The following is a 21,071-nucleotide window of genomic DNA, read 5'->3' on the forward strand; positions in this document are numbered from 1 at the left end:
CGCCGGGCCGCAGTCGCTGCAGCCCGGCGATTTCTTTTTATCGGTTGTCCAGCTCGCCTCGAACGAGAACGAGCCCACGCGTGGTGATGCGATAAGGTCTGCCGCCTGAAGAGGCGATCGCCTTCTTGCGCTTCAGTTTGCGAAAGGTTTCGAGGTTGAGGCCACTGAAAATCCAGCCGTCGCGTGTGTAGAGCGAAAGCTTTTCGACTTTGCGATTGATGTCACGAACGAGTTCGATGCTGCCGCCTTGTGCGAGCAGGTGAAGGATGCGCTGTTCGGCGCGGGAAATGTCCATTTTCGGAAATCCGGTCGGCGTCTTTTGGACGCGTGAAAACAAATCCGGGTGCCACAGGCATCCGGCTCGGTTTCATTTTGGCCCGGCGCGCAAGAGACTTGCGGGCAGGGCCTTTACCGGGACTCCGATTGAGCGAACATAAAAGCTCCTTGTTTGCGCCTTCTGGTTAAACCGCAAGATGAACGCGGTCAAGTCTGGCACAATTTCCATCCTGCGCTGCGTCTCTACTCTGTCGAAGGATCATTTCAGGCGATATTGCGTCTCAAGGTTGCGCTGGCCGAATCGTTCGGCCAATGCTTTACTTCGGTGGACAATGGAGGGCGCGGATTGATCGTCATTCGCAATGCGCGTGAGGAAGAGGCGGCAGTGCTGGCGGAAATCGGCCTGCGCGCCTGGCAGCAGGCAACTGCCGCTATCGGCATCACGACTGCGCTGTATGAAAACGCCAGCAGCGCTTTTGCCAATTTCACCGGTTCATCCTGGTTGAGCATCATCGTTGCCGAGACCGGCGGGGTCGTTGCAGGCTGGGCATCGCGTGAACGCTTTGACGATACGATCAGCGATTTCTGGATCGATCCCGATTTTCAGCGCCGCGGCATTGGCAGCCTGTTGCTGGGCGAGATTGAGAAACAGATCGCCGAGAAGGGGTTTGAAAGCGCACGGCTGGAGACTCATGCGCAGAATGAACCAGCCGTCGCTTTCTTCCGTCACCACGGTTACAGCATCAGCTGGTTTTCGGTGTCCTACGCGCCCAAACTTGATCGCGACGTACAATCGGTCGGCCTGCACAAGCAGTTCGTTGAGATCGCAAGCGGTACCTATGGGCCGGGCTTCTGAGGAGACGGCTCCAAGGTCATTTTGCCGGGGTGGTTATCTCATAGGTGCATTTGAAGGAACTGGCGGCGATACGGTAGGTGTCCTTCTCGTCTGAAGGAACCTGAACGATCGCATCTCCCGGCTTGGCAACCATCGTCTCACCCCATGGGGCGGTGAAGTTGAAAGCGCCGATCTTGTCGCTGACAATGAAATAGGTCATGTCACCGCCCAGTGGCTTGAATGTGCGGTAGCCTTTTTCGTCCGGTTGAGACAGGGGTTCGCCGTAACGCTGCGGAAATTTGGCGGCTTTGACGAGAATTTCCTCGTTACCGGTTTCCGGGCAGCGGTTGCGAACCACCCAGTCGCCATTTTCAGCCGGCTTTGAGCGCGTCTCCACACCTTCACCCTTGATCGTCGTAATGATGATTTCACCGGCAAGCGCAGGACGGGCATCGACTTCCCGTGTCTTGCGGGCAATTCCGGTCTCGTGGCGGGCTTTTGCCTCGCTGATCAGCGCGACCTGGTCCTTTACTGGCACGCCGTCGGCCGCAGCGCAAAAGGCGGGAAAAGCCGCTGCCAGAAGCAGGCCTCGAAACAGGGGAAGCGTTGTCATGTCAGTCCTCTTGGAACAGGCCGGATTTTGATATCGAGGGGTTTGGCGAAGTTTGAGGGAGGCTATTCAATCCCTATCGTCATGGCAATAAGCCGTGCACCTTTATGCATGCCGTGAGAAGCCTTGCGTATGCGGCCTATTTGTTTTACCCCACGCACAGAAAAACGTATTCCGTGAGCTTCAGATGACCCTTGTAGACGTGCGCACCCCAGACCCGAAACGCTTTATCCCCGGCGCCACCGGCGATTGGGAGATCGTCATCGGCATGGAGGTGCATGCGCAGGTTCTGTCCAATTCCAAGCTTTTCTCCGGCGCGTCCACGACCTTCGGCAATGCGCCGAACTCCAACGTGTCGCTGGTTGATGCGGCCATGCCCGGCATGCTGCCCGTCATCAACGAGGAATGCGTCAGGCAGGCGGTTCGCACCGGTCTCGGTCTGAAGGCGCAGATCAACAACCGTTCGATCTTCGACCGCAAGAACTACTTCTATCCGGATCTGCCGCAGGGCTACCAGATTTCGCAGTTCAAGGACCCGATCGTCGGTGAAGGCACCATCACCATTTCGCTCGGTCCAGACCGTCAGGGCAATTTCGAGGATATCGAAATCGGCATCGAGCGCCTGCATCTGGAGCAGGATGCCGGCAAGTCCATGCACGACCAGCACCCGACAATGTCCTTCGTGGACCTGAACCGTTCGGGCGTTGCGCTGATGGAAATCGTGTCCAAGCCGGACATGCGGTCGTCGGATGAGGCGAAGGCCTATCTGACCAAGCTGCGCTCCATCGTCCGTTACCTCGGAACCTGCGACGGCAACATGGACGAAGGCTCAATGCGCGCCGACGTCAACGTTTCCGTGCGCAAGCCGGGCGGTGCATTCGGCACGCGTTGCGAAATCAAGAACGTCAACTCGATCCGTTTCGTCGGTCAGGCGATCGAATACGAAGCACGTCGCCAGATCGCCATTCTCGAAGACGGCGGCGTCATCGACCAGGAAACCCGCCTGTTCGATCCGGGCAAGGGCGAAACGCGGTCGATGCGCTCCAAGGAAGACGCGCACGACTACCGTTATTTCCCAGATCCGGACCTGCTGCCGCTGGAATTCGACGATGCTTTCGTGGAAGCCCTGAAGGTCGACCTGCCCGAACTGCCTGACGACAAGAAGGCACGTTTCGTCGCCGATCTCGGTCTGTCGGTTTACGACGCATCGATCCTGGTCTCCGAAAAGGCGATTGCCGACTATTACGAGGCTGTTGCTGCCGGTCGCGATCCGAAGGCTGCTGCCAACTGGGTCATCAACGACCTTCTTGGCGCGCTCAACAAGTTCGGCAAGGACATCGAGACGACCCCGGTTTCGCCGGAACAGCTCGGTGGCATCATCGACCTCATCAAGGCCGAAACCATTTCCGGCAAGATCGCCAAGGACCTGTTCGAAATCGTCTGGAACGAAGGCGGCAACCCGGCGGAGATCGTTGAAAGCCGTGGCATGAAGCAGGTGACCGACACCGGCGCCATCGAAAAGGCTGTCGATGAGATCATTGCCGCCAACCCGGATCAGGTCGAGAAGGTCAAGGCGAAGCCGACGCTGGCCGGCTGGTTCGTCGGTCAGGTCATGAAGTCGACTGGCGGCAAGGCCAACCCGCAGGCCGTTCAGGCCCTGGTCAAGGCCAAGCTCGGCATTGAGGAATAAGCATCGCTGAGGCGGTGCCGGGCCGGGGCCGGAAACGGTACCCGGCCTTTTTCATTTGGAGCAAAGGAACACGATGGTGTTTTTCATTCGGACAGCCAGCGAGCGCGATATCGAGCCGGTACGGGCGCTGCTCGACAAAACCTGGCACGCCACCTACGACGATATCTACGGCGCTGAAAACGTCGTGAAGATGATGGAAAGCTGGCATTCGCCACAGGCCATGAAGGACCGCGTTCACAAGAAGGGCGGCGAGTTTCTGGTGGCCGATGACGGCAAACGCATTGCCGGCATGGGTTATGCCGCCATGTCCAGCAAGATGACCAAGACGGCGCTGCTCTACCAGCTTTACGTCGCTCCTGAATTCCAGCGCCAGGGAATCGGGCGCGATCTGTTCGCCGAACTCGAAACCTGCTTCCCATCGGCCGAAATCATGCGCCTTGAAGTCGAGCCGAAGAACACGGCTGCAATCGCGTTTTACCAGGGCGTCGGTTTTGTCGAGGTGGACCGAATCGAACGCATGGCCGGTGTTGAGGGGCTTCCCGGCATCGTCATGGAAAAGAGCCTGCCGAAATGAGTGCTGCGCTCGATAATCTCGCAATCCGCCAGGCGCGGGAAGATGACATTCCCGCACTCGTGGCAATCTATGCGGCGGACGAGCTTGGCGGACACGGCGACACGTCCGACGAATCCGCTCTGGCCGACTACGTGACGGCGTTCAGGGCGATAGAAGCATCGCCCAGTGAAACGCTCTACGTCGCCGAACTGGACGGCGAGGTCGTCGCAACTTTCATGACCGCGATCCTGACCAAGATGGTCGGGCGAGGGGCCGTGTCGATGATGATCGAGGCCGTGCATACGCGCCCTGACCGGCGCGGGCGCGGCATTGGCGCTGCGATGATCCGCCACTGCATCGAGGACGCGAAAAAGCGGGGTCTCAACGCGGTTCAGCTCACCTCGAATATGAAGCGTCTGGATGCACATCGCTTTTATGAGCGGCTCGGTTTTGAAAAGCGCCAGTTCGGCTTCAGAATGAAGCTGAAATAGTGTTTGCCAGACGGGAAATGCTGGACAATCCACGCACATGACGGCATAAGCTTTTGGCGGTGCAGGCGTAAAAACCGCAGCACCTATAAGCCTGAGGAACGCATTATGAAGACTCTCCTGACGCAAATCTTCACCTGGTGGAATGGCCAGACGATCGGAACACGGTTTCACACCTGGCGTTTCGGAAAGAAGGTAGGGCAGGACGAGTTGGGCAACACCTATTACGAAGGTGGCACCACCTCCTGGGGCATGCCGCGTCGTTGGGTGATCTACAACGGTTACGCAGAAGCTTCCGCCATTCCTCCGGGCTGGCACGGCTGGATGCACTACCGCACCGATACCCCGCCAAGCCAGGAAAACTATGTTTCGCGTGAGTGGCAGAAGCCGCACCAGCCGAACCTGACTGGCTCTTCCCAGGCTTACCGCCCGCAGGGTTCGCTTGTCGTTGCGGGTGAACGTCCGCGCGTGACCGGCGACTACGACGCCTGGACCCCCGGCAACTGATTTTTCGTTTCGGGCGGCATGCTTGTGGATGCCGCCTTTGAAACCTCGTCCTCACCCGCTTTCGCCACATTCCGCCCTTAGAGCATTGGCGTGATCCGGTCGAAGAGACGACTCAGGAAGAATTTTTGGAGACAGGTCGTATGAGCAAAAACACGCGGGTTCGTTCTTTGCGTGCGCTGGCAACATCGCTGCTGGCAATTGCATCTACGGCAGTTCTCGTGTCGCCCGCACCGGCGGCACGCCTGGAAAACAAGGTGGCGGTTTTCTCCGGCATCGACAAGATTACCGGCCGCATCACATCCTTCGACGTCTATATTGATGAAACCGTGCAGTTCGGCGCGCTGCAGGTCACACCGAAGGTCTGCTATTCCCGCGATCAGACGGAAGCCCAGAAGATCGATGCCTTCATCGAGGTCGACGAAATCACCCTCGATCGCAAGATCCGTCGCATCTTTACCGGCTGGATGTTTGCCGATAGCCCCGGCCTCAACGCTGTGGAACATCCGATCTATGACGTCTGGCTGACCGGTTGCAAGCAGGACTCGGAAGTGCCTGCTCCCTCTACGGCAAGCAACTGACCTAACGGAAACTCTGAAAATTCAGAATGGCAGGCTTGGCCGGTTCACGGCAGCCTCGAGCATCTTCACGTATTCAGCCTTGGGAACGTCAATGGCGCCGAACGTCTTCAGATGGTCGGTGGTAAATTGTGTGTCGAGCAGGGTGAAACCCTGTGCGCGCAGGCGTGCGACCAGATGGACGAGGCAGATTTTCGACGCGTTGGTGCGCCGTGAAAACATGCTCTCTCCGAAAAATGCCGAGCCGAGAGAGACCCCATAAAGGCCGCCGACAAGTGTATCGCCTTCCCACGCTTCAACGCTGTGGGCATGGCCGATCTGGTGCAGTTCCGTGTAAAGATTGCGGATCGTCTGGTTGATCCAGGTGCTTGGCCTGTCAGGCGCTTCGGCCGCGCAGCCCGCCATCACACCTTCGAAATCCGTATCGAAACGGATGTCGAACGGCCGTTTGCGGATGGCCTTGCCGAGACTTTTGGAAACGTGGAACGTATCGAGCGGGATGACGCCCCGCAGCTCCGGCTCGACCCAGAACAGCTCCGGGTCATCCGCCGAATCGGCCATGGGAAACAGGCCGACGGAATAGGCGCGCAGCAGAATATCGACGTTGAGATCGCTATTTCTGCCGCGCCGTCCCATTCTTAGTGTGCGTCACCGGCCAGATATTTTTCCAGCCAGTGGATGTCGTATTCACCCTTCAGGATGTCTTCGTTCTGCAGAAGATCCTGGAACAGCGGCAGGGTCGTCTTGATACCGTCAACGACAAACTCGTCCAGCGCGCGGCGCAGACGACGGATGCATTCGTCACGGTCGCGACCGTGAACGATCAGCTTACCGATCATGCTGTCGTAATAAGGCGGGATCTTGTAGCCCTGATAGGCACCCGAATCCACGCGCACGCCGAGACCGCCGGGCGTATGGAAATAGGTGAGGATGCCCGGAGACGGAACGAAGGTACGCGGATCTTCGGCGTTGATACGGCATTCGATTGCGTGGCCATGGAATTCGATATCGGCCTGCGTCACCGAAAGGCCCTGGCCGGAAGCGACGCGAATCTGCTCCTGCACGAGATCCATGCCGGTGATGGCTTCGGTGACCGGATGCTCCACCTGAAGACGGGTGTTCATTTCGATGAAATAGAACTCGCCGTTTTCGTAGAGGAATTCGATAGTGCCTGCACCGCGATACTTCAGCTTGCGCATGGCGCTCGCGCAGATCTCGCCGATTTCCATGCGCTGTTCGACCGTCAGGGCCGGAGAGTTTGCCTCTTCCAGAACCTTCTGGTGACGACGCTGCAGCGAGCAATCACGTTCGCCAAGGTGAATTGCATTGCCTTCACCATCGCCGAAAACCTGCACTTCGATGTGGCGCGGCTTGCCGAGGTACTTTTCCATGTAAACGGCATCGTTGCCGAAAGCGGCAGCCGCTTCAGAACGGGCCGTGTTCACGGCTTCGTCGAGATCGGCTTCGGTCTTGGCGACCTTCATGCCGCGTCCACCGCCGCCCGCGGTTGCCTTGATCAGAACCGGGAAACCGATCTGTCTAGCAATTTCCAGCGCGTTTTCAGGCTTCACTTCGCCATCGGAACCGGGAACGACGGGAATGCCGAGTTCCATGGCCGTCTGCTTGGCGGTGATCTTGTCGCCCATGATTCGGATGTGCTCGGCGGTCGGCCCGATGAAGGTAATGCCGTGCGCATCGAGAATATCGGCAAACTTGGCGTTTTCCGACAGGAAGCCGTAGCCGGGGTGAACCGCATCAGCACCGGTGATCTCGCAGGCTGCGACGATCTGGTGGATGTTGAGGTAGCTGTCACGCGACGGCGGCGGGCCAATGCACACGCTTTCGTCGGCCAGGCGAACATGCATGGCGTCCGCATCGGCCGTGGAGTGCACGGCAACGGTCGAGATGCCAAGTTCCTTCGCAGCGCGCAGCACGCGAAGGGCGATTTCGCCGCGGTTGGCTATGAGGATCTTCGAAACCATTGTGGACCGCCTTTATTCGATGACCACGAGGGCTTCACCATACTCCACGGGCTGTGCGTCGTTGACGATGATTTCCACGACCTTGCCGGACTTCGTTGCCGGAATCTGGTTCATGGTCTTCATGGCTTCAACGATGAGAAGCGTCTGGCCTTCCTTGACGGTGGCGCCGACTTCGATGAACGGGCGAGCGCCCGGAGCAGGCGACAGGTAAACCGTACCGACCATCGGCGAGGTTACGGTGTTGGCCGGGTTGCGGGCAGGGGCCGCAGCCGCTGCTGCCGGTGCGGCAGGCGCAGCAACAGCCGCAGGTGCGGCAACCGGTGATGCCGGAGCGTAGGCGACTGGTGGTGCAGCGTAGACCGTTGCAGGCGGGGCAGAACGGGAAACGCGAATGCGCAGGTCGTCCTGCTCGACTTCGATCTCGGAAAGGTCGGTGTCGTTGAGGATGTTCGCAAGTTCGCGGATCAGTTCCTTGTCGATACCGTTTTTCTTTTCAGACATGACAAACCCTATTCTGATTGTTTCTTTTTATGCCGTGATATTCTTCAGCGCGTTGAGCGCCATGATGTAGCCGTATGGCCCGAAACCGCAGACCATTCCCTTGGCTGCGGGGGCAATCATCGACTTGTGACGGAATTCCTCGCGGGCGTGGATGTTGGAAATATGAACTTCCACCACGGGAACGGAGATGGCGCGAATGGCATCGTGCAAAGCAATCGACGTATGGCCATAAGCACCGGGATTGATGACCACGCCGACTGCACGGTCGCCTGCTTCATGCAGCAGATCGACCAGCGCGCCCTCATGGTTGGACTGATGGCATTCGACGGAAAATCCGAGTTCTTCGCCGGCCTTGATGCAGTCGTTTTCGATGTCCTTCAGCGTTTTGCCGCCGTAAATACCCGGCTCCCGCTTTCCCAACATGTTGAGATTGGGTCCGTTCAGGACGAAGATCGTGTTGCTCATTCGTGGTTCCACAAGAAAATCAGCGACACCTATAGACTGCACAGCTTCGAAGGAAAAGCCCCTGAACACCGTAAAGCACCGGGTTGCCCGGCAACTTCAGGGTTTATGCAGGGGCTTTTGAGAAATCAGGAGCAGGTGGCCTTACCGCAGGTGCGCATATTGGCGATCTTCTCTTTCAGCGGTGCGGCACCAACAGCGCCGAACACGGCCTCCGTGCCGACGATATAGGACGGCGTTCCGGTGATGCCGAGATTGTTGGCGAGCTGATAGGCTTCCTGCACCTGCGCGTCGTTGGGGTTCTCTTCCATGGACTTGCGGATATCCGCTTCCTTGAGGCCGAGAGAGGTCGCAACTTCCATCGCGCTTTCTTCATTGGCGCGGCCGCGCGCGCCAAGCAGGGTGCGCTGGAACTCCGGATATTTTTCCGGCGAGAGAAGTTTCACGGCATTCGAAACCCGGTGGGCCGCGACCGATTCCGGTCCGAGAATCGGAAATTCCTTCAGCACGACACGCACTTTGTTGTCGGACTTGAGAATGTTGTCCATGTCGCTCATGGCGCGTTTGCAGTAGCCGCAATTGTAGTCGAAGAACTCGACCAGCGTGACATCGCCTTCGGGATTGCCGAGCGCCAGATCGTATTTCGATTCGAAAATGGCCTTCTGGTTGTCGGCTACCGCTTCGGATGCCTTGGCGTTGCGCGCCGCATATTGCTTGCGCTCCAGCGCATCCTGCACCTCAAGCATGATCTCCGGGTTCTCGATCAGGTATTGCTTGATGAATTCGCCCATCTCCTTCTTCTGCTGCGCGTCAAGCGCGTGCGCAGGCTGGAAGGCAAAAACGGTCGAAAGGGCCGTGATGCTGGCGAAAACGGTTGAACGGAGAAGGTGCGCCATATCGGTCCTCGTCATGTGTGTGGGCAGTGCCACTGGAATATCACTCTGGCACTTACCTTACCTTAAGCCAAATATCATACGGCAAAAATAGTTGTCCTCATTATGATCGCATCATTGTGAAGACTGCGATTTTGCGGCAAGTCTCGAAAAACATTTCAGGAAAGAAGACGCCATTGATAACGATGTCGAAGCGAAGCGCGGTTGAACCCTTCCATGCCATGGACATTCTGGCGGAAGCGAACCGGCGCAAGCAGGCAGGCCGTCCGGTGATTTCGATGGCCGTCGGCCAGCCGTCTCACCCCGCGCCAAAGGCCGCACTCGCTGCCGCCGAGACCGCGCTGAAACATGGCCGCATCGGTTACACCGACGCGCTTGGCCTGCGTGATCTGCGTGAAGCGATCGCCGGCCACTATCAGCGCCGCCATCAGGTTTCGGTCGATCCCGCCCGCATTGCGGTGACCACAGGATCTTCGGCCGCCTTCAATCTCGCCTTTCTCGGCCTCTTCGATGCGGGCGACCATGTCGCGATCGCAAGACCCGGTTATCCCGCCTACCGCAACATTTTAAAGGCCCTCGGCCTCAATGTCGTGGAGGTGCCAGTCACCGCCGAAACCGGCTACACGCTGACACCGGCAAGCCTGGAGCGCGCCGAAACCAAGGCAGGCTGCACGCTGAAGGGCGTTTTGCTGGCAAGCCCGGCCAACCCCACCGGCACGGTAACGGGACGCGAGGCGCTGAAACGCCTGTCTGCCTATTGCGACAGCCGCGACATCGCCTTCATCTCGGACGAGATCTATCACGGCCTGACCTTTGTCGGGGATGAGACTAGCGCGCTCGAAATTACCGACAACGCCGTCGTCATCAACTCGTTCTCCAAATATTATTGCATGACCGGCTGGCGTATCGGCTGGATGGTGCTGCCGGAAAAACTCGTTCGCCCGGTCGAATGTCTTGCGCAAAGCCTCTACATTTCCGCGCCGGAACTGTCGCAGCTCGCGGCCGCGGCCGCGTTTTCGGCCGAGGCTGAGCTGGATGTCTACAAGGAAAGCTACCGCACCAACCGCGATTTCCTGATGGCGCGCCTGCCGGAAATCGGCCTGCCGCTGGCATCTCCGATGGACGGGGCCTTTTATGCCTATGTGGACACCAGCCGTTATTCCAATGACAGCATGGATTTTGCAAAGCGCATGCTGGCTGAAATCGACGTGGCGGCAACGCCTGGCATGGATTTCGATCCGGAAGAAGGCCACCGGGCACTTCGCATTTCCTATGCGGGGTCGGTGTCGGATATAGCCGAAGCTGTCGGTCGCATTGCCGGCTGGCTGAAACAGGGCTGACGTAGCCTAGACGCTGTTATTCCGCAGCATCGCATTGAAAGGTGCTGCGGAAAGCCTTCTCGCCCTTGGTGGTGAAGGTCAGAACTCGGCCTTGTCCGCGTCGTATCCAGTCGCGGCTTTGCATGGTCGATAGCAACGATGCACCGAGCCCGCCGCCGAGGTGATGGCGACGTTCGCTCCAGTCCAGGCACTGCAGGCAGATGGGACGGCGGCTTTTCTCCAGCGTCGTAAGATCGATGCCGAATTCTTCGAAAAAATGGCGTCCCTTGTCGGTCAGGGCAGGGTCATCGCCATCGGTGACAAAACCTTGCGTGATGATGGCGTTGAGCAGCGTGACACCGCTTTCGCCAGCCAGGTGATCATAGCAGACGCGCGCTTCGCGCAGCGCCTTGTCTTTCGGGCCGGTCCGCACCCGCACCGCCCCGGTGCGTTGGGCGAGGCCCATCAAGGCCTCCAGAACCTGCGCGACATCTTCGTCGGAGAGCCGGAAGTAACGGTGGCGTCCCTGCTTTTCGGCTTTCAGAAGATGCGCGTCGGAGAGTTTCGACAGATGGCCGCTGGCGGTTTGCAGCGTGACTCCGGCCGCCTGCGCAAGCTCGCTTGCCGTCAGCGCACGCCCATCCATCAGCGCCGTCAGAATGTTGGCGCGGGCAGGGTCGCCGATCAGTGCGGCAACATTGGCGATCATCGGTCCATCTTTCATACTTCGATCATAGCCGAAGCATCGACGCGCAGCAATGGCGTAAACAGGGGCATGTCACATCAACGGAGATTGCCATGCTGACCTGTTTCATTCGTTATGAAATCGACCCATTCAAGGTCGACGCCTTCAACCAGTATGCCCGCAACTGGGGGGAGGCCATTCCGCGCTGTGGTGCCGATCTGATCGGTTATTATGCCCCGAAGGAGGGATCGAGCACCGTTGCCTATGGCGTTTACAACATCGACAACCTTGCCGCCTACGAGGCCTATCGCGCCCGTCTGGCCGCTGATCCGCTCGGTCGCGAAAATTACGAGTTTGCAAGGCGCGAACAGTTCATTCGCCGCGAAGACCGGTTGTTCCTGCAACTTGCCTCCGCGCCGCATGGGGTGGGCGGGAGATGATCGCTGTCATCTTCGAAGTCTGGCCAGCGGAAGGCGAACGACAGCATTATCTGGATATCGCATCCGCGCTGCGCGCCGATCTTGAGGCGATCGACGGTTTCATCTCCGTCGAACGGTTCCAGAGCATCGTCAATCCCGACAAGATGCTTTCCCTCTCCTTCTTCCGCGACGAGGCGGCAGTGAAGGCATGGCGCAACCGCAGCGGCCACAGGGCCGCTCAGTCCGCAGGGCGTTCAGGTGTCTTTGCCAATTACCGGCTGCGGGTCGCCAGCGTCATGCGCGATTACGGTCTGAACGAAAGAGACCATGCACCGTCCGACAGCCGTGCTATGCACGAGAACAACTGACGGCCAGACCGGCACTCTTCGCTGAACCTCACATCTCTGCACAAAAGAAAACGCCCGCAATGTTCGTTGCGGGCGTTTTTCAGTGTCTATTCGCGTGGTCTCAGAAGAAGCCGCGACGCTGCCACCAGCCGCCCTTGCGCGGCTTCGGCTCATCGCCGTCATTGCCGGACGAGGTCACGACTGGCTCGGACGTGGAGACGTTCTCACCACGGTTGGCACGGGCAGTCTTGCCTTCGGCTTCGGCTTCCGTTTCCGGTGCAACCGTTTCAGCGCCAAGGTCTGCCGAGGCTTCGCCGGCTTCCTCGATTGCCACTTCGGCAACGGTCTGCTCGACGATCACAGGCTCGACCGTTTCGACCTCAACAGCCTTCGGTTCGTCCTCGACCTTCGCCTTGGCCTTACGGGTACGGCGTGGCTTCTTCGGCGCTTCTTCGGCTACCGGTTCTGCAACGGCTTCGACAACCTCGACAACCTCGACAGCTGCGACGTCTTCGGCAGCGGCAACTGGCGCTTCCGCCTCGTCGCTTTCTGCTTCGCCGTCAGCCTGCTGTTCGCCATCGGCATCAAGAGCTTCGTCTTCCGCACGGTTGCGACGACCGCCACGCTTGCCGCGACGACGACGCTTGCGCTTGCCGTCTTCATCGGAAGCAACGGCGTCGCCTTCTGCAGCGGCATCCTCATCGGCATCCACGCCATTGTCTTCGTCGGCATCGGACTCATCGCCAGCACCGTCTTCGGAGCCTTCGGCTTGATTGTCACCGCCCTGGCCATTCTGGCCGCCCTTGCCGCGACGACGACGACGACGCTTGCGCTTGCGCTTGCCATCTTCGCCATTTTCGCCCTGCGGCTGGCGGGCTTCGGTGCCCTGAGCCTTGACGATTTCTTCTTCGTCCTCGTCCTCTTCGATCTCGATGACGATATCGTCTTCTTCTTCGGCGAAGTCGGGCAGGGCCTGCAGAAGGCTTTCGATCTTCACCGGATTTTCGACGGCTTCGCCACGGTCGATTGCGAAGTGCTGTGCACCAACGCTGGCATCGGCTGCGATGATGATCGAGACGCCGAAGCGGCCTTCATAATCGACAATCGTGCCACGCTTGTGGTTGAGCAGGTAGAGCGCTGTCTCAGGCGTGGTGCGAACGGTGATGTTGTGCGTCGTGTTGCGCAGCAGATATTCCTCGACGCCACGCAGTACGTGCAGCGCGATGGACGATTCCGAGCGAACGTGGCCCGTGCCGCCGCAATGCGAGCAGACCTGGGTGGTCGATTCCAGAACCGATGCGCGAATACGCTGGCGCGACATTTCCAGAAGGCCGAAATGCGAGATGCGGCCGACCTGGATGCGGGCGCGGTCGTTCTTCAGGCAATCCTTGAGCTTCTTTTCGACAGAGCGGTTGTTGCGCTTTTCTTCCATGTCGATGAAGTCGATGACGACAAGACCGGCAAGGTCGCGCAGGCGAAGCTGGCGGGCAACTTCTTCAGCGGCTTCAAGGTTGGTCGTCAGCGCGGTTTCTTCGATCGAATGTTCGCGGGTCGAACGGCCGGAGTTCACGTCGATCGAAACCAGAGCTTCCGTCTGGTTGATGATGAGATAACCGCCCGACTTCAGCGTGACCTGCGGCTGCAGCATGCGGTCGAGCTGGGCTTCGATGCCCGAGCGCGAGAAGATCGGGTGAATGTCGCGGTAAGGCTGAACCACCTTGGCGTGGCTCGGCATCAGCATCTTCATGAAGTCTTTCGCTTCACGATAGCCGTCTTCACCCGAAACGATGATCTCGCCGATATCCTTGTTGTAGAGATCGCGGATCGAGCGCTTGATGAGCGAACCTTCCTCGTAAACGAGGCAGGGGGCCGTGGAGTTCAGCGTCAGCGTGCGGACGTTTTCCCACAGGCGCATCAGATACTCGAAGTCGCGCTTGATCTCGACGCGGGTACGGTTGGCACCAGCGGTACGCAGGATCACGCCCATGCCCTGCGGCACCTCGAGATCGCGTGCGATTTCCTTCAGGCGCTTGCGGTCGGCCGGCTGGGTGATCTTGCGGGAAATACCGCCGCCCCGTGCCGTGTTCGGCATCAGAACCGAATAACGTCCTGCCAGCGACAGATAAGTGGTCAGTGCCGCGCCCTTGTTGCCGCGTTCTTCCTTGGCAACCTGCACCAGAAGGATCTGGCGACGCTTGATGACTTCCTGAATGCGGTACTGCTTGCGCGGCTTGCGCGAAACGCGATCCGGAACTTCTTCCATAGCGTCTTCGGCGCCAACGGATTCGATCACTTCCTTTTCGTGGTGATCGTCGTCGTCATCGTCGTCGTCGTTGTTATCGCGACGAAGACCTTCGACTTCTTCGGAAATCGTGTCGGCATCCACCATGGCGGCCATTTCGCCACCGGTGCTGCCATCATCCTCGGAAGAGCCCTCTACGGCTTCAGCCGCTGCTTCGTCTTCCGCAACCTTCTTCTTGGCGCGGGGACGACGGGTGCGCTTCTTCGGCTTTTCTTCTTCGACAACGGCGTCTTCTGCGACCGCTACAACAGCGACGGCTTCCGCTTCCGTTTCGGTGACTTCGGCAACCGGTTCTTCGCTTGAAACGGCAACCGCTGTTTCTTCGCTCGCCACAATGCCGACATCCGGCTGGTCTACCTGCGACAGATCGATGGCAGGTGCGCCCGGTTCCGGTGCGTCAGCCGATTCGAAATCGTCGCTGCGGCGATGATCCTCGGCTTCGGCCTTCAGCAGTGCCTGACGGTCGGCAAGCGGGATCTGGTAATAGTCAGGGTGAATTTCCGCAAAAGCGAGAAAGCCATGACGGTTCCCGCCGTAGTCGACGAAGGCCGCCTGAAGCGAAGGTTCAACGCGGGTTACCTTGGCAAGGTAAATGTTGCCGCGAATCTGCTTCTTGTGTTCCGATTCGAAATCGAATTCCTCAATCCGGTTTCCACGGACGACTACAACGCGCGTCTCCTCTTCATGGGAGGCGTCGATAAGCATTTTGTCTGCCATGTAAGCTGTGCTCCTCGGCGCAGCCTTGTATTATACGAGAACAGGCCCGCCGGGAGGACGGGCCTTTCATATGAGTGCAAGGATGTGCCGGAAATGAAGTCTCCAGCCTGACCTCCGTAAACTGGCAGCATCCGGACCGACGGCGAGGCGCTGGGCCTGCTCCTGGTATCCGGTTCATATGAAAACTGCTGCGACATCTTGGGCCAGGCGGAACGACAATAATATATAGACCCCTTGGGGTCCGATGAATTTGCTCTCCTCAGAGCGGCGGTGGCAACGCCACCGGGTACGTTTCCGGACAGTTCCGGAATTGATCCAGTTTCAGGATAAATGTAACAACGGCAGATGATTACCCGCTTTTGCGGCGCCAGCTTCTAAGTCGATTGGCAGCCGGCGGGCGTCTATCCCGTCAACACTTTTAACCCTCTCCCGTGTTGTATGTTTTCTCTGTCATAATAGCAATAGGCTGGCTAAATATGCCATATTGTTGGTGGAATTGGCGGGTTAAGAATTGGTTCATCAACGCCTGCGATTTTGGTGCCAAATGGCGCAAAGGCATATGCGTCGGGGCTGAAATAGCCACAAACCGGCGTCAACGCGGCGTTGTTCGTGCAAATGACTGAAATACGGATTTTTTTAGAAGACCATGATTTTCTATCGAGGATCAGCCTTTTCGGGTGAGACAAGAGCGTTTGGCGCGCGAATCGCACGTCTGGCGTGCGTCGTCGCGTTGTCTTTCGTCGTATCGATTCCAGGGCTCCGCGCTGCATCGGCCAATGGACCGCTGGTCGCGCATCAGGCCCGCATCATCGGAGACGAGGCGCGCACGCGCATTGTTCTCGATTTCGCCGAAGAGCCGGAGTTCGATATTCACTATCTCGACTCGCCGACGCGTATCGTCGTCGATTTCCCCGCCGTGAACTTTGCCTTCCCGGCATCCGATCTTGCGGCGACGGGGCTGTTTTCGGATATCCGCTTCGGCAGTATGGGCGAGGGCAACGCCCGTATCGTCCTGACGGCAAAGAAACCGGTCAAGGTGGCCGTGGCCGAGGCAAAACCCGGCGAAGATGGAAACTCCTATCGTTTCGTTCTGGATACGGAGATCACCACCAAGGCGAAATTCGCCGAACTGCTGAAGACGCAGCAATGGCAGACACCAGCGCCGGTTTCCACGGCCTCCATTACCCCTGATGACAAGACATCGCGCACCAATGACTTCGTGATTGCCGTCGATGCCGGTCATGGTGGTATCGATGCCGGCGCATCCGGCAGCACAACCGGAACGGAAGAAAAGATCATCACGCTGGCTTTCGCCCGCGAGCTGGCAGAGCGCCTTAACCGCGAACCCGGTGTGAAGGCGTTCCTCACCCGCGATTCCGATACGTTTCTGGCGCTTTCCGAACGCGTGACGCTGGCCCGGCAGAACAATGCCAATCTCTTCATTTCGGTTCATGCCGACACGTTGAAGCAGAAGGGTATTCGCGGCGCCACCGTCTATACCTTGTCCGACCGCGCCTCCGACCGCATGGCGCAGGAACTGGCGGAACGCGAAAACAAGTCCGATCAGATCGCCGGCGTGGCCGCCTCGAGCGAGCCGCCCGAGGTTGCGGATATCCTTCTCGATTTCACCCGTCGCGAAACCCAGGCGTTTTCGGTGACGCTGGCGGAAAATATCGTTTCGTCCTTCGAGGGGCAGGTGGGTCTCATCAACAACCCGCATCGTTACGCCGGTTTCATGGTTCTGCGTGCCCATGACGTGCCGTCTGTTCTGCTGGAACTCGGATTTCTGTCCAATCCCGAGGACGAGAAGCTGCTGCTCGACACCGAATGGCGCAAGAAGGTTGCCGATACGCTGGCAAAAGCCGTCGGTCGTTATCGTGAAAAGGCGATGGCAAACGGCGGCTGACGAAATTTTGCGAGTGCCTGCAATCCGTTGTATCATCGCCATAGTGCAACAAAACCATGGGTTCTACACAGGGTAAAACAGCCGGGAGCCCTATTTTACTCACAATCGACGCGTTACTCGGAGGTCGGATTCGGCGATGGTCGGGACGCGGCCTTTGTCGATCGTGTGGTAACATATCGGCGAATGCAGCGCATTCGGCTTGTCATTGAAGGTATGGTGTGCAAAACGGCACCCGATATGCAAGGATACGTCCCGATATCGATGGGCGTTGATGGTTACGATTCGAATTATCGGTAGCTTGGTATGATCAGACTTATTGGATATTTCTTCGGCTTGGCCTGCGTGCTGTTTCTGTGCGCCGCCGCCGCCGGTGCAATTTATTTGCGCGGCGTGTCGCAAGACCTGCCGGACTATGCCGTACTGAGCACCTACGAGCCGCCGGTAACGACCCGCGTGCACGCCGGTAACGGTGCGCTGATGGCGGAATATGCGCATGAAAAGCGTCTCTTCCTGCCGATCCAGGCGATCCCGGACCGTGTGAAGGCGGCGTTCCTCTCCGCCGAAGACAAGAATTTCTACAACCATCCCGGTATTGACGTCTGGGGTCTTGGACGCGCGATCCTCGTCAACGTCCAGAACCTCGGTTCCGGCCGTCGCCCGGTCGGCGCATCGACGATCACCCAGCAGGTCGCCAAGAACTTCCTTCTCACCAACGACCAGACCTTCGACCGCAAGATCAAGGAAGCGATCCTGTCCTTCCGCATCGAGCAGACCTACTCGAAGGACAAGATTCTCGAACTTTATCTCAACGAGATTTTCTTCGGTCTGAATTCCTACGGTATCGCTGGTGCGGCACTGACCTATTTCAACAAGTCGGTCACCGAACTGACGATTGCCGAAACGGCCTATCTTGCCTCTCTGCCGAAGGGTCCTGCCAACTATCATCCCTTCCGTCGTGAAAAGGCTGCCCTTGAGCGCCGCGACTGGGTGATCGACCGCATGGCCGAAAACGGCTACATCACCGTTGCCGACGCCACCGATGCCAAGAAACAGCCGCTCGGCGTCAACGTGCGTCGGGGTGGCGCCCATATCTTCGCCTCCGACTATTTCGCCGAGGAAGTCCGTCGTCAGATCGTTGAAAAATACGGCGAAAAGGCTCTTCTCGAAGGCGGCCTTTCGGTTCGTACCTCTTTCGATCCGCAGGTTCAGCTTGAAGCCCGCAAGGCGCTTCAGGATGGCCTCGTTGAATATGACGAGCGTCGTGGTTATCGCGGCCCGATCGAGCAGATCGATACGACCGGTGACTGGACGGCGGCTCTCGCCAAGATCAAGGGCCTGCGCGACGTTCCCGAGTGGAAGGTCGGTGTGGTTCTGGCGGTTGCCGCAGACGGTCTGACCATTGGCGTTCAGGCCGATCCTGATGCCGAGGACGAAAGCGGCGACAAACGGACACGCGGCCATATCGCCCCTGAAAACATGCGCTGGGCTTATCGCGACGCCAATGGCAAGCGCTCGACGGCAAAATCGCCGGTCGGCGTTCTCGCACCCGGCGACGTCATCTATGCCCAGCCGCTGAATGCCACGGGCAGCGAATACCGTCTGCGCCAGCCGCCGAAAGTGCAGGGTGGCATGGTGGTGATGGACCCGCATACCGGCCGTGTTCTGGCCATGGTCGGCGGCTTCTCCTACGGCCAGTCGGAGTTCAACCGTTCGACGCAGGCCATGCGCCAGCCGGGTTCCTCCTTCAAGCCGTTCATCTACGCGGCGGCGCTGGACAATGGCTACACGCCTGCATCCGTTATTCTCGATGCGCCGATCGAAGTCGTCTCAGGCGGTCAGGTCTGGAAGCCGCAGAACTACGGCGGCGGTTCGGCTGGTCCTTCGACGCTGCGCCTCGGCATTGAAAAGTCGCGTAACCTCATGACCGTGCGTCTGGCACAGGACATGGGCATGAACGTCGTCGCCGAATATGCCGAACGTTTCGGCATCTACGACAAGATGCCGCCGCTTCTGGCCATGTCGCTGGGTTCGGGTGAAACCACAGTCATGCGCATGGTGTCGGCCTATTCGGTCATCGCCAATGGCGGCAAGCAGATCAAGCCGACTTTGATCGACCGCATTCAGGACCGTTACGGCAAGACGATCTTCCGTCATGAAGAGCGCGCTTGTGAAGGCTGCAATGCGACGAGCTGGCAGAACCAGGACGAGCCCGTCATCGTTGACAACCGCGAGCAGGTTCTCGACCCGATGACCGCTTACCAGACGACGTCGATGCTGGAAGGCGTTGTTCGTCGCGGTACGGCTGCTGGCAAGATCCCGGTGAATGACCGCCCCGTAGCAGGCAAGACCGGCACGACCAACGATGAAAAGGACGCCTGGTTCGTCGGTTACACGCCGAACATGGTCGCGGGCCTTTATATCGGTTTCGATTCTCCGGCCCCGCTCGGTCGCGGTGGCACCGGTGGTTCCTTGTCGGCGCCGATCTTCGGTGAGTTCGTCGCTGATTTTGCCAAGCACACGGAGCCGAGCCAGTTCATCGTGCCGGAGGGCATGAAGTTCATCGCCGTCAACCGCAAGACCGGTATGGCAGCCATGGAAGGTGAACCTGACACGATCATGGAAGCCTTCAAGCCCGGCACGGGTCCCGCCGACAGCTTCTCGGTCATTGGCGGCATGGACGGCTATATGTCTCAGGAAGATATTCTGAAGACCTCGCCACAGGCCCAGCAGGCCATCACCGGCGGTGGCGGCGGCCTTTATTGATCCGTCATCTAGGAGTTCGTAAGGGGCGCGGTCTTTACATCCGCGCCCCTCGCATTTATTTGAGCAGCCAGTTTCAAACAAGGTGAAGAACCAGCGAAATGCGCAATGAAATTGTGAACGTAGTCGACGAAATCAAGCAGGCCATAAGCCTGCTGAGGAGGCATCTTTGACTGGGACCAGGCGATAAGACGACTGGACTGGTTGAATAACAAGGCAGAGGACCCGACCCTCTGGAACGATGCCGCAGAAGCCCAGAAGCTGATGCGCGAGCGCCAGCAGCTTGATGACAGCATCAGCGGCGTGAAGGCGCTTGAGCGTCAGTTGAGCGACAACATCGAGCTGATCGAACTCGGCGAGATGGAAGGCGACGACGAAATCGTCAAGGACGCCGAAGACGCACTGAAGGCACTGAAGAACGAGGCCAACCGCCGTCAGGTGGAAGCCATGCTCTCGGGCGAAGCCGACGGTAACGATACCTATCTCGAAGTGCACTCCGGCGCCGGCGGTACCGAAAGCCAGGACTGGGCCAATATCCTGCTGCGCATGTATACGCGCTGGGCGGAACGCGAAGGCTTCAAGGTTGAGGTTCTGGAAGTTCATGACGGCGAAGAAGCGGGCATCAAGTCTGCGACGATCCTGGTCAAGGGTCACAATGCCTTCGGCTGGCTGAAGACCGAATCGGGCGTACATCGTCTCGTCCGCATTTCGCCTTACGACAGCAACGCCCGTCGTCATACGTCGTTCTCGTCCATCTGGGTCTATCCGGTGGTCGATGATTCGATCCAGATCGACATCAATGAAAGCGATTGCCGCATCGATACCTACCGGTCCTCGGGTGCGGGTGGTCAGCACGTTAACACCACCGACTCGGCTGTTCGTATCACGCACATTCCGACCGGTATCGCGGTTGCCTGCCAGCAGGAACGCTCCCAGCACAAGAACCGCGCCAAGGCGTGGGAAATGCTGCGCTCGCGTCTCTATGAGGTCGAGCTTCAGAAGCGCGAAGATGCCGCCAATGCGCAGGCTGCATCCAAGACGGATATCGGCTGGGGTCACCAGATCCGCTCCTACGTTCTGCAGCCTTACCAGTTGGTCAAGGACCTGCGTACCGGTGTGGAAAGCACGGCACCTGGCAACGTTCTGGACGGCGATCTGAACGAGTTCATGGAAGCGGCTCTTGCCCATCGCATCAGCGGTGGCGCGGGCGTGGATGTCGCCGACATCGATTGATGAAGGCTGGC

21 protein-coding genes are annotated in these 21,071 nt (G+C 58.7%); 12 read left to right on the forward strand and 9 right to left on the reverse strand.

What is annotated here, in order from left to right; all coding sequences use genetic code 11:
* Window positions 1–37 precede the first annotated feature (37 nt).
* A complete protein-coding gene (locus FY156_05215) occupies window positions 38–295 on the reverse strand; it encodes a hypothetical protein (GenBank protein UXS00934.1) in 258 nt (85 codons plus the stop codon).
* 327 nt (window positions 296–622) lie between these two features.
* On the opposite strand from FY156_05215, the gene FY156_05220 reads away from it, so the two are divergent.
* The gene (locus FY156_05220; protein UXS00935.1) at window positions 623–1,132 is read left to right on the forward strand and encodes a GNAT family N-acetyltransferase; all 510 of its coding nucleotides are present in this window, start codon (window positions 623–625) and stop codon (window positions 1,130–1,132) included.
* 16 nt (window positions 1,133–1,148) lie between these two features.
* Here FY156_05220 and FY156_05225 read toward each other — a convergent pair whose 3' ends face one another.
* The gene (locus FY156_05225) at window positions 1,149–1,724 is read right to left on the reverse strand and encodes a hypothetical protein (protein ID UXS00936.1); all 576 of its coding nucleotides are present in this window, start codon (window positions 1,722–1,724) and stop codon (window positions 1,149–1,151) included.
* 184 nt (window positions 1,725–1,908) lie between these two features.
* On the opposite strand from FY156_05225, the gene gatB reads away from it, so the two are divergent.
* From gatB to FY156_05250, 5 genes are all read left to right on the forward strand, one after another.
* Complete coding sequence (gene gatB / locus FY156_05230) at window positions 1,909–3,411, forward strand: Asp-tRNA(Asn)/Glu-tRNA(Gln) amidotransferase subunit GatB (GenBank protein UXS00937.1); 1,503 nt, start codon at window positions 1,909–1,911, stop codon at window positions 3,409–3,411.
* Window positions 3,412–3,487: 76 nt separating this feature from the next.
* Window positions 3,488–3,985 carry a GNAT family N-acetyltransferase gene (locus FY156_05235; GenBank protein ID UXS03026.1) on the forward strand — a complete coding sequence of 166 codons (498 nt, stop codon included), beginning with the start codon at window positions 3,488–3,490 and terminating at the stop codon, window positions 3,983–3,985.
* Window positions 3,982–4,455: a GNAT family N-acetyltransferase gene (locus FY156_05240; GenBank protein UXS00938.1), complete on the forward strand. Its 474-nt coding sequence runs from the start codon at window positions 3,982–3,984 to the stop codon at window positions 4,453–4,455. Before FY156_05235 ends, FY156_05240 begins: the two co-directional genes overlap by 4 nt.
* A 105-nt stretch (window positions 4,456–4,560) precedes the next feature.
* On the forward strand, window positions 4,561–4,959 hold the full coding sequence (locus FY156_05245; GenBank protein UXS00939.1) for an NADH:ubiquinone oxidoreductase subunit NDUFA12: 399 nt from the start codon (window positions 4,561–4,563) through the stop codon (window positions 4,957–4,959).
* A gap of 140 nt (window positions 4,960–5,099) precedes the next feature.
* On the forward strand, window positions 5,100–5,537 hold the full coding sequence (locus FY156_05250; GenBank protein UXS00940.1) for a DUF2155 domain-containing protein: 438 nt from the start codon (window positions 5,100–5,102) through the stop codon (window positions 5,535–5,537).
* Window positions 5,538–5,558: 21 nt separating this feature from the next.
* On the opposite strand, the gene FY156_05255 is transcribed toward FY156_05250, so the two are convergent.
* From FY156_05255 to FY156_05275, 5 genes are all read right to left on the reverse strand, one after another.
* Complete coding sequence (locus FY156_05255) at window positions 5,559–6,170, reverse strand: leucyl/phenylalanyl-tRNA--protein transferase (GenBank protein UXS00941.1); 612 nt, start codon at window positions 6,168–6,170, stop codon at window positions 5,559–5,561.
* Window positions 6,171–6,172: 2 nt separating this feature from the next.
* Entirely contained in the window at window positions 6,173–7,516 is a 1,344-nt protein-coding gene (gene accC, locus FY156_05260; GenBank protein ID UXS00942.1) for an acetyl-CoA carboxylase biotin carboxylase subunit, read from the reverse strand.
* Between the two features lie 12 nt (window positions 7,517–7,528).
* Complete coding sequence (locus tag FY156_05265; GenBank protein ID UXS00943.1) at window positions 7,529–8,017, reverse strand: acetyl-CoA carboxylase biotin carboxyl carrier protein; 489 nt, start codon at window positions 8,015–8,017, stop codon at window positions 7,529–7,531.
* A 27-nt stretch (window positions 8,018–8,044) separates the two neighbouring features.
* On the reverse strand, window positions 8,045–8,482 hold the full coding sequence (gene aroQ / locus FY156_05270; protein UXS00944.1) for a type II 3-dehydroquinate dehydratase: 438 nt from the start codon (window positions 8,480–8,482) through the stop codon (window positions 8,045–8,047).
* Window positions 8,483–8,607: 125 nt separating this feature from the next.
* The gene (locus FY156_05275) at window positions 8,608–9,375 is read right to left on the reverse strand and encodes a DsbA family protein (protein ID UXS00945.1); all 768 of its coding nucleotides are present in this window, start codon (window positions 9,373–9,375) and stop codon (window positions 8,608–8,610) included.
* Window positions 9,376–9,548: 173 nt separating this feature from the next.
* Here FY156_05275 and FY156_05280 point away from each other — a divergent pair, with 173 nt between their 5' ends.
* Window positions 9,549–10,712 carry an aminotransferase class I/II-fold pyridoxal phosphate-dependent enzyme gene (locus FY156_05280; GenBank protein UXS00946.1) on the forward strand — a complete coding sequence of 388 codons (1,164 nt, stop codon included), beginning with the start codon at window positions 9,549–9,551 and terminating at the stop codon, window positions 10,710–10,712.
* 16 nt (window positions 10,713–10,728) lie between these two features.
* Here the strand turns inward: FY156_05280 and FY156_05285 are convergent, their stop codons facing one another.
* Entirely contained in the window at window positions 10,729–11,415 is a 687-nt protein-coding gene (locus tag FY156_05285) for a winged helix-turn-helix transcriptional regulator (protein UXS00947.1), read from the reverse strand.
* A gap of 74 nt (window positions 11,416–11,489) precedes the next feature.
* Between FY156_05285 and FY156_05290 the strand changes: the two genes are divergently transcribed.
* The gene (locus FY156_05290) at window positions 11,490–11,816 is read left to right on the forward strand and encodes an NIPSNAP family protein (GenBank protein UXS00948.1); all 327 of its coding nucleotides are present in this window, start codon (window positions 11,490–11,492) and stop codon (window positions 11,814–11,816) included.
* Window positions 11,813–12,163, forward strand: coding sequence for an antibiotic biosynthesis monooxygenase (locus FY156_05295; GenBank protein ID UXS00949.1), 351 nt, complete (start codon window positions 11,813–11,815; stop codon window positions 12,161–12,163). The genes FY156_05290 and FY156_05295 overlap by 4 nt, the downstream gene beginning before the upstream one ends.
* A 100-nt stretch (window positions 12,164–12,263) precedes the next feature.
* Here the strand turns inward: FY156_05295 and FY156_05300 are convergent, their stop codons facing one another.
* The gene (locus tag FY156_05300) at window positions 12,264–15,161 is read right to left on the reverse strand and encodes a ribonuclease E/G (GenBank protein ID UXS00950.1); all 2,898 of its coding nucleotides are present in this window, start codon (window positions 15,159–15,161) and stop codon (window positions 12,264–12,266) included.
* A 646-nt stretch (window positions 15,162–15,807) separates the two neighbouring features.
* Here FY156_05300 and FY156_05305 point away from each other — a divergent pair.
* The 3 genes from FY156_05305 (at window position 15,808) to FY156_05315 (ending at window position 21,060) form a co-directional block, all read left to right on the forward strand.
* Window positions 15,808–17,067, forward strand: coding sequence for an N-acetylmuramoyl-L-alanine amidase (locus tag FY156_05305; protein UXS00951.1), 1,260 nt, complete (start codon window positions 15,808–15,810; stop codon window positions 17,065–17,067).
* Between the two features lie 303 nt (window positions 17,068–17,370).
* The gene (locus tag FY156_05310; protein UXS00952.1) at window positions 17,371–19,830 is read left to right on the forward strand and encodes a penicillin-binding protein 1A; all 2,460 of its coding nucleotides are present in this window, start codon (window positions 17,371–17,373) and stop codon (window positions 19,828–19,830) included.
* Window positions 19,831–19,928: 98 nt separating this feature from the next.
* Window positions 19,929–21,060 (forward strand): peptide chain release factor 2 gene (locus FY156_05315; protein ID UXS00953.1). Its coding sequence is split into 2 segments (ribosomal slippage): window positions 19,929–19,997 and window positions 19,999–21,060, totalling 1,131 coding nucleotides; the frame shifts between segments, so codons are not numbered across the junction.
* The last annotated feature ends 11 nt before the right edge of the window (window positions 21,061–21,071 follow it).

The organism is Agrobacterium tumefaciens, from assembly GCA_025559845.1.
GTDB lineage: Bacteria > Pseudomonadota > Alphaproteobacteria > Rhizobiales > Rhizobiaceae > Agrobacterium.

Excerpts from the sequence above, each read along its gene's own strand:
- FY156_05215 (UXS00934.1), bottom strand. The coding sequence starts at position 295 with ATGGACATTTCCCGCGCCGAACAGCGCATCCTTCACCTGCTCGCACAA.
- FY156_05225 (UXS00936.1), bottom strand. The coding sequence starts at position 1,724 with ATGACAACGCTTCCCCTGTTTCGAGGCCTGCTTCTGGCAGCGGCTTTT.
- gatB (UXS00937.1), top strand. The coding sequence starts at position 1,909 with ATGACCCTTGTAGACGTGCGCACCCCAGACCCGAAACGCTTTATCCCC.
- FY156_05240 (UXS00938.1), top strand. The coding sequence starts at position 3,982 with ATGAGTGCTGCGCTCGATAATCTCGCAATCCGCCAGGCGCGGGAAGAT.
- FY156_05245 (UXS00939.1), top strand. The coding sequence starts at position 4,561 with ATGAAGACTCTCCTGACGCAAATCTTCACCTGGTGGAATGGCCAGACG.
- FY156_05250 (UXS00940.1), top strand. The coding sequence starts at position 5,100 with ATGAGCAAAAACACGCGGGTTCGTTCTTTGCGTGCGCTGGCAACATCG.
- FY156_05255 (UXS00941.1), bottom strand. The coding sequence starts at position 6,170 with ATGGGACGGCGCGGCAGAAATAGCGATCTCAACGTCGATATTCTGCTG.
- accC (UXS00942.1), bottom strand. The coding sequence starts at position 7,516 with ATGGTTTCGAAGATCCTCATAGCCAACCGCGGCGAAATCGCCCTTCGC.
- FY156_05265 (UXS00943.1), bottom strand. The coding sequence starts at position 8,017 with ATGTCTGAAAAGAAAAACGGTATCGACAAGGAACTGATCCGCGAACTT.
- aroQ (UXS00944.1), bottom strand. The coding sequence starts at position 8,482 with ATGAGCAACACGATCTTCGTCCTGAACGGACCCAATCTCAACATGTTG.
- FY156_05275 (UXS00945.1), bottom strand. The coding sequence starts at position 9,375 with ATGGCGCACCTTCTCCGTTCAACCGTTTTCGCCAGCATCACGGCCCTT.
- FY156_05285 (UXS00947.1), bottom strand. The coding sequence starts at position 11,415 with ATGAAAGATGGACCGATGATCGCCAATGTTGCCGCACTGATCGGCGAC.
- FY156_05290 (UXS00948.1), top strand. The coding sequence starts at position 11,490 with ATGCTGACCTGTTTCATTCGTTATGAAATCGACCCATTCAAGGTCGAC.
- FY156_05295 (UXS00949.1), top strand. The coding sequence starts at position 11,813 with ATGATCGCTGTCATCTTCGAAGTCTGGCCAGCGGAAGGCGAACGACAG.
- FY156_05300 (UXS00950.1), bottom strand. The coding sequence starts at position 15,161 with ATGGCAGACAAAATGCTTATCGACGCCTCCCATGAAGAGGAGACGCGC.
- FY156_05305 (UXS00951.1), top strand. The coding sequence starts at position 15,808 with ATGATTTTCTATCGAGGATCAGCCTTTTCGGGTGAGACAAGAGCGTTT.
- FY156_05310 (UXS00952.1), top strand. The coding sequence starts at position 17,371 with ATGATCAGACTTATTGGATATTTCTTCGGCTTGGCCTGCGTGCTGTTT.